This window comes from Enterococcus sp. HY326 (assembly GCF_026157065.1).
Lineage (GTDB): Bacteria > Bacillota > Bacilli > Lactobacillales > Enterococcaceae > HY326.
Genome location: NZ_JANLGQ010000003.1, coordinates 275,321 through 288,001, shown reverse-complemented (window position 1 = coordinate 288,001; position 12,681 = coordinate 275,321). Strand labels below are relative to the sequence as shown.

Genomic DNA, 12,681 nt, shown 5'->3' with positions numbered 1-12,681 from the left:
AATTTTTGAACGAATACTTCTATAGCTTGATTTGGCAAAGTCCAATAAAAAAAGCAGCTGAAACTCGAAAGTCTCAACTGCTTAAAAAATTTCAGTCAACAATTAGTTATTATCGGCTTTAATTTTTTCTTCGATTTTATTGCGGTAATAATCCACTTCATCGTCGCTCGCATAGACATAATGACCATCCGTGATTTCCCGCAAGGAACGAACTTTTCCATCATGCTCAACATCATCTTTATACTTAATCCGCGTACGAGTACGTTCGTAATCGGGATCTGGTAAAGGAATCGCTGAAAGCAGGCTTTCTGTGTAAGGGTGAACACCGTGATTGTAAATTTCATCACTGGTGCCGACTTCTAATAATTTACCGCCGTGCATTACGCCGATTCGGTCACTGATATGTTTTACCATTGATAAATCGTGGGCGATAAATAGATAAGTTAAATTATGTTCCACTTGTAAATCTTGTAATAAGTTAACCACCTGAGCTTGAATCGACACATCCAAAGCAGAGATTGGTTCATCACAGACGATAAACCGTGGCTCAACTGCTAAAGCTCTAGCAATCCCAATCCGTTGGCGCTGACCGCCGGAAAACTCATGGGGATAACGAGTACCGTGGTTTGGATCCAAACCAACTGTTTTTAATAATTCATTCACTCGTTCTGCCCGGGCCTCTTTAGAAGTTGCTAAATTGTTGATATCAATCCCTTCAGCGATGATATCATTGACCTTCATCCGTGGATTTAATGAAGCATACGGATCTTGAAAAATCATCTGCACATCACGGCGGAATTTAGTTAAATCTGCTCGTGATTTTAACGAAGCAACATCACGACCATCAAAAAGAATATCGCCGGCAGTCCGCTGGTTTAAGCGGATGATTGTCCGACCAGTTGTTGACTTACCACTACCAGATTCTCCAACAAGTCCAAAGGTTTCCCCTTCGTAAATGTGGAAGCTGATATCATCTACCGCTTTGACTTCGTCAGGACGGCCAACGTTGAAATATTGTTTTAAACCTTTTACATCTAATAAGATTTTATCTGACATTCTGCCACCCCTTTACGCTTGTTTAACCGCTTGTTTTTCTTGGAAAATTTTCCAGCGACGTTGAATCTCAACCGGCGGCTCAACTTTAGGCGCTTGTGGTGCCAATAACCAAGTCGCAGCTTTATGCGTGCTAGATACTTCAAAGAACGGTGGAGCTTCTTCGGTATCAATCTCTAAAGCAAATTCATTACGAGGATAGAAGGCATCTCCAGTTGGTGGATCTAATAAATCTGGTGGTGAACCAGGAATTGCGTACAATCGTTCTTCGCCACCATCCATTGAAGGCATCGAGCCTAACAGACCCCATGTATATGGATGTTGTGGATTGTAAAAAATTTCTTCAGAGGTGCCAACTTCAACGATTCGACCACCGTACATTACGGCAACTCGGTCGGCAACATTGGCAACCACCCCAAGGTCATGGGTGATGAAGATGATGGATGTATTGATTTTCGTTTGAATATCCTTCATCAATTCTAAAATTTGCGCTTGAATCGTCACGTCCAAGGCAGTCGTTGGTTCATCAGCGATTAAGACTTCAGGATAACAAATCAAGGCAATCGCAATGACAATCCGTTGACGCTGCCCGCCAGAAAATTGGTGGGGATAATTTTTCAAACGCTTTTCAGCATTGGGAATACCAACAAGTTTTAATAATTCTAAAGCGGCTTCTAAGCCTTCTTTTTTAGACACTTTATTGTGTTTAATCAAAGACTCAGCAACCTGTTTGCCAATCGGCATAGTTGGATCCAATGAGGTCATCGGATCTTGGAAAATCATGGCAATTTCTTTACCACGAATTGCTTGCATTTCTTTTTCAGTCTTCTTTGCGATATCTTCGCCTTTAAAAAGGATTTGACCATTGTCAATATTGGCATTGTCTGATAAAAGGCGCATCACGCTACGAGTTGTAACGGACTTCCCACTTCCTGACTCACCAACAATTGCTAAGGTTTCTCCTTCGAACAAGTCAAAGCTAACACCACGAATTGCGTGCACTTTTCCGGCAAAGGTATCGAAAGATATTTTTAAGTCTTTAACTTCGAGTACTTTTTTCAAAATTATCCCTCTTTCATCTTCGGATCGAATGCATCACGTAAACCATCGGCCAACATATTAAAGGCAATCATAATAACTGACAATACAAAAGCTGGTGCCCACATTAAGTTAGGCAAGTAACGGAAAGTCTTGTATCCTTCATTCAGCAAAGTACCTAATGAAGCAGTTGGTGCAGAAACCCCTAAACCGATGAAACTCAGGAAGGCTTCGAAGAAAATTGCTGATGGAATACTAAACATCATTTGAATAATAATCACACTGGAGATATTCGGTAAAATATGCTTGAAGGCAATTTTAAATTTGGATTCTCCTAAAGTGATAGCAGCTAAAACAAATTCTTGATCTTTTAGCTTCAAGGTTTGGGCGCGCACAATCCGAGCCATGGAAATCCAGTTAGTAATCGCCATCGCCGCAACGATTGAGATAATACCTGGGTCAAACACAACTAACATCAAAATCATTACAACTAAGTTAGGAATACCTGAAAGGATTTCAATAATCCGTTGCATAAAGGTATCCACACGGCCACCAGCTAAACCAGAAATAATTCCGTAGGTTACCCCAAAGAAAATATCTAAGAAAGCTGCAAAGAAGGCGATAATCAAGGATACCCGAGTACCCATGAACAAACGAGACAATAAGTCACGACCTAAACTATCTGTTCCTAATAAGTAATAGGTACCTTCAGGAACATTCGCTTGAGCATAACGGTCAACCCATTGCCCACTAACCTGTGAATAACCATTAAAGCCATTGATATCAATACCAGGAATTTTAATCGGTAAGTTTGTGTAAGCAATATTTTGCTGCGTTGGGTCAAATGGTGACCAGAAAATAGTAATGATCGAAACCAAGATGACAATTGCCAGTAAAATCATGGAGATCACAGCAGCCCGATTTTTTCTTAAACGGCGCCACGCATCTTGAATAAAGTTTAATGATGGAGCAGCGATTCTTTCTCGTTCAGCAACGGAATTTCGCTTAATAAAATCAAACTTGGAAGCAGGAATTTCTTTGATTTTTTCAGGGATATTATTTAATTTAAAAGAATCCATTAACTCTTGCTCCCTTCTGATACGCGAATTCGTGGATCGACAATTCCGTATAAGATATCAACGATTAAGATAACTGTAACTAACATCACCGAATACAAAATCGTCACGGCCATAATCGTTGGGTAGTCATTTGTCAAAATTGATTTAGTAAACTGATCCCCGATACCAGGCACAGCAAAGATGTTTTCAATAACCAAAGACCCGGTCATTAAACCTACAGCTAGTGGCCCTAATAAAGTAAGCAAAGGAATCAAACTATTTCTTAAACCATGGCGGAAGGCAACTTGCCAGCGGCTTAACCCTTTCGCCCGTGCCAGTTCCACATAATCACTATGGAGCACTTCAACCATTTCCGTTCTGATGAAACGAGCTGAATCGGCTAATGGCGACATCGCTAAAGCAACGGATGGTAAGATGGTATAAATAAAGCCATCCCATTTTGCGATTGGCAAGATTTGCCATTTAATAGAGAACAAATATTGCAGAATAACCGCAAAGACAAAGTTAGGAATTGAACGTCCTAAAATTGCGACTAAAGTTGCTAAGCTATCAATCCAGGTATTTTGACGCATAGCAGAAATGGTTCCTAAAATAATACCAACAAATGTTCCCAAAATAATTGCTTGGGCACCTAATTGTAAAGAAGGTCCGATTCTAGCAGATAATAAGTTGGCAACTGGTTGGTTTTGGAATTGGAAGGAAATCCCAAAATTCCCGGTTACAAGATTTTTTAAATAAAGCCAATATTGGACGATCACTGGCTGGTCCAAACCGTTTTGCGCATTTAACTGAGCAATCACTTCTGGACTCAAACGTTCTTGGTTCGTATACGGTGTTCCTGGCAACAATTTCATTAGAAAGAATGTGATTGTAGCAATCAACCACAAAGTAATTACCATAAACAGTATACGTTTCAAGAGATATTTTACAAAACTGTTCAAAAATTCCGCCTCCTAAAGTATTTTGACTTCCAAACAAAAATTAGGTAAAGTAAACAACGACTAATCCATTAGAAATGAAGTGAATCTATGAAAAAATTTCGTCTACCACTAATCGTCTCCGCCATCTGTCTTGTACTAAGCATCATAATTGCATTCACCAATGATCAGCTCTCCTGGGGAACTGTTTCAGATTATTTATTTATGTTTATGCTGTTCTTTTTGATAGTCGGTGGCTTTTTAGCGGTTTTTGCTTCTGGCTTCTTTGATTTTTTCCAACATTCTATGCGAAAAGCTCTTGCTCGAAAAGAAAAAAGAGACCTACCATCTAAAAAATTGTCTGAAGTTGGAGCAGAGAATTATTTATTCTGGGTTTTAACAACCGGAATTCTCCTTTTATGCTCTTTGTTTTTTTTGCTAGTTTCTTTTATATAACTTTTCTAATCATATGTAAAGAGGTTTAACATGATAAATTAAAAAAAACGAATCCAAAACTTCACAGTTTCCCATTTTTGCATCGTTTTTCTTTCCATTCTTTCATCATAACAGCGTGGCGTATCTGCTATTCACTGATACGCCACGCTTATTTTTCACACGATGAATACTATTTAATTTTAACTCTTTAAATTACAAATTATTCAGCAGTCATGTAAGCCCATCTGAAATCAATTTTAACTCCAGAAGCATGTTCAACGACACCTTCCATGTTTGAGCTTTGCATTGTTGCTAGTGAACGTTGGTAGAAAGGAATAGCTCCTAATTGTTCAGAGAAGATATTTTCTGCTTCTAACATATTTTGCCAGCGAGCTTCTGGATCATTAGCATTGGTTGTTGCTGCCGCTTCAATTAAAGCATCATAATCAGTATTGCTCCATTGACCGCGGTTATAAGAATTACCAGTCACAAATAAATCTAAGAAGCTAGATGGATCGGCATAATCAGCACCCCATAGTGAAACTACCATATCAAACTCACCGTTAGTTGAACGATCTAAACGAACAGAGAATGGCACGTTAGTAACAGTTACAGTTACGCCATCTAATGCATCTTGAATTGCTCCCTGCAGGTATTCCAAGGAACGCTTAGCAGCATCACCATCATCACTCAAGATATCAAAGTTTAAGCTATCAATCCCTAACTCTTCTTTTGCAGTTTCCCAATATTCAGCTGCTTTTTCTGGATCATATTCAAAGCCATCCATATCTGTATCCTCTGTAAAGTCATTACCATCAGGACCGATTGCTAATCCAGAAGGTACGATACCCGGTGCTGGAATTGAACCATTAGCTAAGATATTGGTTACAAAAGCATCTCTATCGATTGCATAGGAAATTGCTTTACGCAGGTTTTCATTACGCCATACAGAATCCTCTGCAGTTTGATTCATTTCTAGATATGCTGTTGTACCTTGAGCTACTGTTACATATTCTGGATCAGAAGACATTTGAGAAGCTAGTTCCCCTGATAATGTAACATAGTCGGCTTGATCATCTTGGAACAAGTTCAACGCAGTCGCAACTTCCGTTACTACACTAACGTTGACTTTATCTAAAGTTACGTTGTCAGCATCCCAATAGTCAGGATTTTTAGTGTATGACCACTCAGTATCTGTACCAGGACCATCGAAATCAGTTAAAGTAAATGGACCGTTGTAAACAGCATTGTCGCTAGTTAAGGCATAATCAGCGCCATATTGCTCAACAGTAGCTTCGTGTTGAGGGAAGAATGATGGGAATGCCAATAAGAAATCAAAGTAAGGTGTTGCCACATCTAAAGTAATCGTTAAATCATAATCGCCATCCGCAACAATTCCTAAAGTAGAGACATCAGCATCACCTGTCATGATTGAACTAGCATTTGCTACTGGAGCATACAGATAAGCATATTGAGACGCTGTTGCTGGATCAACGGTTCTTTGCCAACCATAAACATAGTCAGCAGCCGTTACTGGGTCACCATTTGACCAAACTGCATCTTCATTCAAGTGAATCGTGTAAGTTAAACCATCTTCACTTACTTCTGCTAATTCAGCTGCACCTGCAGGTTCAACTGCTTGATCAGCATTAACACGATAAAGACCTTCATAAACAGAATTTAGTGCAGTAAAACTTGTAGCATCTGTCGCTAGAGACAAGTCAGCCGTTGGAATTGCTGAACCTTCCACATAATTTAGTTCTTGTGTTGCAGCTAAATCGCTAGAACCAGAACTTGATGTACCGGAGTCATTTGTTGAAGTATCATTACTCCCACCTGAACATGCACTAAGCACTAGGGCACATGTTGCAGTTAAACCAAAAAGAACACTCTTCTTCATTTGATAACCTCGCATTATTTTGTATTTTCAGAAAAATTAGTACTGTCTGAAGTTAATTAAGATTTTAAATAATTTCGATTAAAATTGCAATAGAATAAACCTGAAAAAATCAATAAAATAATGCCAATTTTTCACACTTTTTATACATTTCCAAAAACCGACTAATATTACAAGGTTTCGATTAGGCGTTTTCACAAAAAAAATATTTAAATAACATACAAAAAAAACTGTTTGTTTTGCTCAACACCAACTTTATGAGGTTAATCTAATTGTAAAATAACCATTTTTTCATTTTTGTAAAATAGGTGGTTCATCAAAATTTTCTTAGTCGAAGAAATAAATTACATCAACGCAAAATTTTTGGGCCTGAAATAGCTAAAAAGCTCTGCAGAAGAAAGTTTTATTATCCTTCTGCAGAGCTTCCTCTTTCAATCTTTGTTTAGCTTATTCTATATAAGCCCATTTGTAATCATAAGAAGCGCCAGCTCCGTGAACGACAACATTTTTCACATTTGTTGAACGCAGGTGACCTTCAGCTTTTTGGAAGACCGGAATAACACCCATCTCGCCGGAGATAATCGCTTCAGCATCCACTAGATTCTGCCAACGGGCTTCAGGATCATTGGCGTTGGTAGTTGCTGCTTCTGTTACTAAAGTATCATACTCAGAATTTGACCAATGTCCACGGTTGTACGTATTGTCTGTGACAAACAAATCAGTGAAGCTACTTGGGTCAGAGTAATCAGCACCCCAGCCACCTAGAACCACTTCGAAATCACCGGTATTCGCTCGATCAATCCGCACTGAGAAGGGTACGGTTGCAATGCTTACAGACATACCATCAAAAGCATCCTGCCAAGCTCCCTGTAAGTATTGTGCTACAGCTTTCGTTGAATCTGTATCATCTGCTAATAATTCAAAGCTCAAAGAATCAATTCCTAATTCGGACTTGGCTGCTTCCCAATAGCTTTGAGCTTGCTCCAAATCGTATTCTAAATCAGCTTTTGAATCTGCCACAAAATCTTCACCAGTATCTGGATTATAAGACATCTCTGAAGGAATCAAACTGGTGGAAGCAACTGAGCCATTACCTAAAACTTGCTGAACCATCATTTCTCGATCGATGGCATAGGACAATGCCATCCGCAGATTTTGATTGTGCCAAGGAGAATCGGCTTCCCGCTGATTCATTTCGATATACGTCGTCCGGGAAGATTTATCAACTACATAAGCGTCTTCGCCAGCATTTTGCTGAGCTAATTCACCCGTCAAGGTCACATCGTTTAACTGTCCATCATTAAATAAATTCAAAGCTGTAGAAGATTCTTTGATAACGGAAACGTTGATTGTATCCAACGCTACATTGTCAGCGTCCCAGTAATTATCATTCTTTTGATAAGTCCACTCAGTATCCGTACCTGGACCATCAAAATCAGCTAACACGAAAGGCCCATTATAAACTGCTTTATCACTGGTTTGGGCATATTCGGTGCCATATTCTTCAACTGTTGCTTCATGTTGCGGGAAGAATGATGGAAACGCTAATAGATAATCAAAGTACGGCGTTGCCACCTCCAAAGTAATTTCTAACTCGTAATCACTTAAAGCTTTAATTCCTAAGGTTGAGACATCTGCGCCATCTTCCGTAATAGCAGTTGCATTTGCCACTGAGGAATAGAGATAAGCATATTGAGACGCTGTTGCTGGATCAACGGTTCTTTGCCAACCATACACATAATCATCTGCTGTCAAAGGATCACCATTTGACCAAGTTGCATCTTCTCGTAACTGCAACGTGTAAACTAAACCATCGTCACTAATTTCGGCCATTTCTGCTGCTCCCGCCGGTGAAGGTGCTTGATCGGCATCTAGACGATACAATCCTTCATAGACATTGTTCAATGCTGCAAAACTAATTGTATCTGTCGCCAATGATAAATCGGCACTCGGCATTTCTTGAACTACCGCAAGATTAAAAACCTGCTCTGCATTTCCCGAAGCAGAGCTGCTGCCTGAAGTGCTACTACCGTCTGTGGAGTTCGAATCGCCTCCACAGGCTGTTAAGACTAACCCACATAATAAAAATCCTGCAAACAAGCTTTTTTTCATACTTTATCCCCCTAATCTTGTAATTGTTCATATATTAATAGAAAATTCTGAAATTAGCAATAGTTTTTTTAGAATTTCTTCACATTTTATTCATCAATAACCTTTCAATTTCTCATCTGATTGTTATTTAACAGAAAAATTAACTAAATTTGGGAGAAACCCCTTTAGCTTGTATAATAACTTTGAAAGGAGCTTACCAATGAAACAGTTTACTTACGAAGAAATTCGAAATTTCCGTCTGCGCTCTCACAATTTGGATAAATTTTATCCCGCTGAAAAGCTAACAGAGCTTGTCGGTGCCTGCGGCTTTCAAAATTCGCCCCCAGATGCTTGGCAAGAGGCCCTCCATAATCGGACAACTGCCTTTTCTAAAACACAGATGAAAAAAGCTTTGGAGGAAGAAAAAATTCTAGTCCAAGCTTGGAGTTTCCGCGGAACACCGGTCGTCTTTCCAACCACAGAAAGCCGCATCTTTTTACCAACCTTAATTCCTTTAGTTGATGAGCCGTGGATTTATACCAGGGGTATCCAGTTGGCTTTAGATTTTTTACAAATGGACTTTGACCTTGTCTGGCAGCTATTACAAAAAGTTATCCATCAATTAGATACAACGATTATCGAAAGTAAAACGAGTTTAGACCAAACAATTGCTGAATGGGTAGCAGACTATCTTCCAAAAGAGAAAAAAAGCTTATGGAATGCGCCTTCCATGTACGGCAATCCCCAAAAACAAACAATGGGCGGAGCCGCAGTTTCTTTTTTACTGCGGCCCTGTGCTTTTCAAGGTCAAATCGTTTTTGCCAAACGTCATGGACAGACACCTAGTTTTACTTCTTATAAAAATTGGGTAGGGGAAGAACTTGAGTTGAAAGCTCCACCAATCCGTCAACTTCTTAAAAAATTTCTTCATTGCTATGGTCCCACCAATGAGCTAGCCTTTGCCAATTGGTTAGGCTGTTCACCTCAGCAGGCCAAACGAATGTGGCATACAATTGTAACAGAAATTGTGCCTGTTACAGTTGCCGGTAAAAAGCAATTTATCTTGGAGAAAGATTTATCCGCCTTAGCAACTCCCGTCAGTAATCAACGAACTTTTCATCTTTTAAAAGGACACGATCCTTATCTTGGTCTCCAAGATCGCCATGTTATTTTAGCCAATAGCTCACATCAACGAGTAATTTGGCAAACTATTGCAAATCCTGGAGCAATTTTGTTTGAAGGGGCGATTATCGGGTTTTGGAAAACCCGCAGCAAAGGAACAAAACTTGAGGCTGAACTGACTATCTGGCGGGAAGGCTTGGTTTCAAAACAGATGCTCGAAGCGGAATTAGAAAGATATGCAAAATTTAAACAACAGACATTGAGCAAAATATCATTTAATTAGAAGCAACATCGCCATGTTAGCAGGAATCAAAATCACTTGATAAATAGGTAAAAAACTAAGTGCAGATAATCACCATATATAATAGTAGAAACTAGAATTTTTTATTGTTTAAAAACAGATTTTTAGGTTTAAAATAGGGGTATTTGACTAAATATTCTGATAATACCTTCGGCAATTTTACTGATAAAATTTTGCTTTTGTCGCAACAAAAAAAGACTAGAAGCCCTGACTTAACAAGGTTTCTAGTCTTAAAATAATTTTTAAAAATTATTTTACAGTTACAGTTGCGCCAACTTCTTCTAAAGAAGCTTTTAATGCTTCTGCTTCTTCTTTGTTGATGCCTTCTTTAACTGCTGCAGGAGCGCCGTCAACTACTTCTTTCGCTTCTTTCAAGCCAAGACCAGTTGCTTCACGAACTGCTTTGATAACTTTAACTTTTTGATCGCCAACTGCTGTCAATTCAACAGTGAATTCAGTTTGTTCTTCAGCTGCAGCGGCACCGCCTGCTGCACCAGCAACTGCTACAGGAGCTGCTGCAGATACGCCAAATTCTTCTTCAATAGCTTTTACTAAATCGTTTAATTCAATGATAGTTGCTTCTTTTAATTCAGCAACAATGTTTTCAATGTTCAATGCCATTTTTAATTTCCTCCATATATTGGTTTTGTATTTTAATAGTAACTAAGCGACTAAATCAACTAACATTAAGCTGCGTCGTCTTCTTTTTCGGCCACTGCTTTGACAGCGTAAGCCACATTGCGAACTGGTGCTTGTAGCACAGATAACAACATAGAAAGGAGACCTTCGCGGTTTGGTAATGCAGCCAAGGCAGTGATTTCTTCAACTGAAGAAACTTTTCCTTCAACTACGCCACCTTTTACTTCCAATGCTTTTGCATCTTTAGCAAAATCAACCATGATTTTTGCAGGTGCAACCACATCTTCGTTACTGAAGGCAACAGCAGTTGGTCCAGTGAACACGTCACCTAAACCATCTAAACCAGCTTTTTCAGCAGCACGAGATAAGATTGAATTTTTGATAACTTTCATTTCAACGTTGTTGTCACGTAATTGTTTACGCAAGTTTGTTACTTCTTCAACAGTTAAACCACGATAGTCAACAAAAACGACAGAGGCAGCTGCTTCAAATTTCGCAGTTACTTCTTCAACTTCTTGGGCTTTTTTTGCAATAATTGCTTCACTCATTGTATTTCACCTCCTGAATTTTGATGGAAAGAGTTTTTCTTTGAAACCAAAAAAATAACCCTATGCCACCGTAGACATAGAGGGACTATTGAATTTCTCAACATTGTCCTCGGTAGGAAATTAAGACTTGCGTCACCTACTGTCTTCGGTACGATTAATATTAATTAACCTTGCTTACCTTACCATAGATAAGGCAAGCAAGTCAATCTTTAATTTAAATTAAAATGAAAATTGATCAACGTGAACACCAGGACCAAAGGTAGTGGTTACTGTGATGTTTTTGATGTATTGACCTTTCGCTGCGGCTGGTTTAGCACGCATTAAAACGTCGTTGATTGTGTTGAAGTTTTCAATTAATTTGTCAGTGTCAAATGATACTTTACCGATTGGTACATGAATGTTTCCAACACGGTCAACACGGTAAGTTACTTTACCAGCTTTTACTTCGTTAACAGCTTTTGTAACGTCCATTGTTACAGTACCAGTTTTAGGGTTTGGCATTAAGCCTTTTGGCCCTAAGACCCGACCTAATTTACCAACTTCTGCCATCATGTCAGGAGTTGCTACAACTACGTCAAAGTCGAACCAGCCACCTTGAATTTTTTGAACCATATCAGCTTCGCCGACATAATCTGCACCAGCAGCTTCTGCTTCTTTCGCTTTGTCGCCTTTAGCGAAAACTAAAACTTTTTGTGTTTTACCAGTTCCGTTAGGTAAAACGACAGCGCCACGAATTTGTTGGTCTGCTTGTTTAGGGTCAACGTTTAAGCGGTATGCCACTTCAACAGTTGCATCGAATTTTGCGATGTTGGTTTCTTTTGCTAAAGCAACTGCTTCTGCAACAGGATATGCTTTATTTTTGTCAACTAATTTTAATGCTTCTTGCATTTTTTTGCTTTTTTTAGCCATTTTGTTTCCTCCTTAGTGGTTATAACGGGTTGAACCTCCCACGTGTTCTATATTTTTCAATACAGAGCCAACTGAGAAGCCGTTGCTTCAGGGTGTAAAAATTATTCTACAGTGATCCCCATGCTTCTTGCAGTTCCTTCAACCATGCGCATTGCTGACTCAACGTTAGCGGCGTTTAGGTCTTCCATTTTTAATTCAGCGATTTCTTGAACTTGAGCTTTTGAAACAGACGCAACTTTCGTTTTGTTTGGTTCGCCAGAGCCTTTGTCAACCTTCGCTGCTTTTTTCAATAGAACAGCTGCTGGTGGTGTCTTAGTTACGAAAGTAAATGAACGATCTTCATAAACTGAGATAACCACTGGAATGATTAAACCTGCTTGGTCAGCTGTGCGGGCATTAAATTCTTTTGTGAAGCCCATGATGTTGATACCGGCTTGACCTAGTGCAGGACCTACTGGGGGAGCTGGTGTTGCTTTACCTGCAGGAATTTGCAATTTAACGATTTTTTCTACTTTTTTTGCCACGAGACATACCTCCTTGAGTCCGTGATGTGGTTAATTGGAGATCAATATTTCTCCTCCCACTGCTCAGTTACCCCTGAGCATAAAACTGCGTGTCGGAAAACACACACTAAAACAGTATAACAGGTTTG

12 protein-coding genes and 1 other annotated feature are annotated in these 12,681 nt (G+C 39.3%); of the genes, 2 read left to right on the top strand and 10 right to left on the bottom strand.

Going from position 1 to position 12,681, the window contains the following annotated elements:
* Positions 1–102: 102 nt before the first annotated feature.
* The 4 genes from ORH16_RS09200 to opp3b are packed head-to-tail and all read right to left on the bottom strand — an operon-like array spanning position 103 to position 4,111.
* Complete coding sequence (locus ORH16_RS09200) at positions 103–1,056, bottom strand: ABC transporter ATP-binding protein (RefSeq protein WP_265458231.1); 954 nt, start codon at positions 1,054–1,056, stop codon at positions 103–105.
* A gap of 12 nt (positions 1,057–1,068) precedes the next feature.
* On the bottom strand, positions 1,069–2,121 hold the full coding sequence (locus tag ORH16_RS09195; protein ID WP_265458747.1) for an ABC transporter ATP-binding protein: 1,053 nt from the start codon (positions 2,119–2,121) through the stop codon (positions 1,069–1,071).
* Positions 2,118–3,170, bottom strand: coding sequence for an ABC transporter permease (locus ORH16_RS09190; RefSeq protein ID WP_265458229.1), 1,053 nt, complete (start codon positions 3,168–3,170; stop codon positions 2,118–2,120). Before ORH16_RS09190 ends, ORH16_RS09195 begins: the two co-directional genes overlap by 4 nt.
* Positions 3,170–4,111: an oligopeptide ABC transporter permease gene (opp3b, locus tag ORH16_RS09185; RefSeq protein ID WP_265458227.1), complete on the bottom strand. Its 942-nt coding sequence runs from the start codon at positions 4,109–4,111 to the stop codon at positions 3,170–3,172. The genes ORH16_RS09190 and opp3b overlap by 1 nt, the downstream gene beginning before the upstream one ends.
* An 87-nt stretch (positions 4,112–4,198) precedes the next feature.
* Here opp3b and ORH16_RS09180 point away from each other — a divergent pair, with 87 nt between their 5' ends.
* Positions 4,199–4,543: a DUF3899 domain-containing protein gene (locus ORH16_RS09180; protein ID WP_265458225.1), complete on the top strand. Its 345-nt coding sequence runs from the start codon at positions 4,199–4,201 to the stop codon at positions 4,541–4,543.
* 199 nt (positions 4,544–4,742) lie between these two features.
* On the opposite strand, the gene ORH16_RS09175 is transcribed toward ORH16_RS09180, so the two are convergent.
* Both ORH16_RS09175 and ORH16_RS09170 read right to left on the bottom strand, forming a co-directional pair.
* Positions 4,743–6,422 carry a peptide ABC transporter substrate-binding protein gene (locus tag ORH16_RS09175; protein WP_265458223.1) on the bottom strand — a complete coding sequence of 560 codons (1,680 nt, stop codon included), beginning with the start codon at positions 6,420–6,422 and terminating at the stop codon, positions 4,743–4,745.
* Positions 6,423–6,866: 444 nt separating this feature from the next.
* A complete protein-coding gene (locus ORH16_RS09170) occupies positions 6,867–8,531 on the bottom strand; it encodes a peptide ABC transporter substrate-binding protein (RefSeq protein WP_265458221.1) in 1,665 nt (554 codons plus the stop codon).
* A gap of 199 nt (positions 8,532–8,730) precedes the next feature.
* On the opposite strand from ORH16_RS09170, the gene ORH16_RS09165 reads away from it, so the two are divergent.
* Positions 8,731–9,915, top strand: coding sequence for a winged helix DNA-binding domain-containing protein (locus ORH16_RS09165; RefSeq protein WP_265458219.1), 1,185 nt, complete (start codon positions 8,731–8,733; stop codon positions 9,913–9,915).
* 267 nt (positions 9,916–10,182) lie between these two features.
* Here ORH16_RS09165 and rplL read toward each other — a convergent pair whose 3' ends face one another.
* The 4 genes from rplL to rplK form a co-directional block, all read right to left on the bottom strand.
* On the bottom strand, positions 10,183–10,554 hold the full coding sequence (gene rplL, locus ORH16_RS09160; RefSeq protein WP_265458217.1) for a 50S ribosomal protein L7/L12: 372 nt from the start codon (positions 10,552–10,554) through the stop codon (positions 10,183–10,185).
* 65 nt (positions 10,555–10,619) lie between these two features.
* On the bottom strand, positions 10,620–11,120 hold the full coding sequence (gene rplJ, locus ORH16_RS09155) for a 50S ribosomal protein L10 (RefSeq protein ID WP_265458215.1): 501 nt from the start codon (positions 11,118–11,120) through the stop codon (positions 10,620–10,622).
* Positions 11,121–11,162: 42 nt separating this feature from the next.
* Positions 11,163–11,287, bottom strand: a sequence feature (ribosomal protein L10 leader region).
* A 52-nt stretch (positions 11,288–11,339) separates the two neighbouring features.
* Positions 11,340–12,029, bottom strand: a complete 690-nt coding sequence (gene rplA, locus ORH16_RS09150; protein WP_265458213.1) for a 50S ribosomal protein L1 — start codon at positions 12,027–12,029, stop codon at positions 11,340–11,342.
* A 101-nt stretch (positions 12,030–12,130) separates the two neighbouring features.
* Positions 12,131–12,553, bottom strand: coding sequence for a 50S ribosomal protein L11 (rplK, locus tag ORH16_RS09145; protein ID WP_265458211.1), 423 nt, complete (start codon positions 12,551–12,553; stop codon positions 12,131–12,133).
* Between the last annotated feature and the right edge of the window lie 128 nt (positions 12,554–12,681).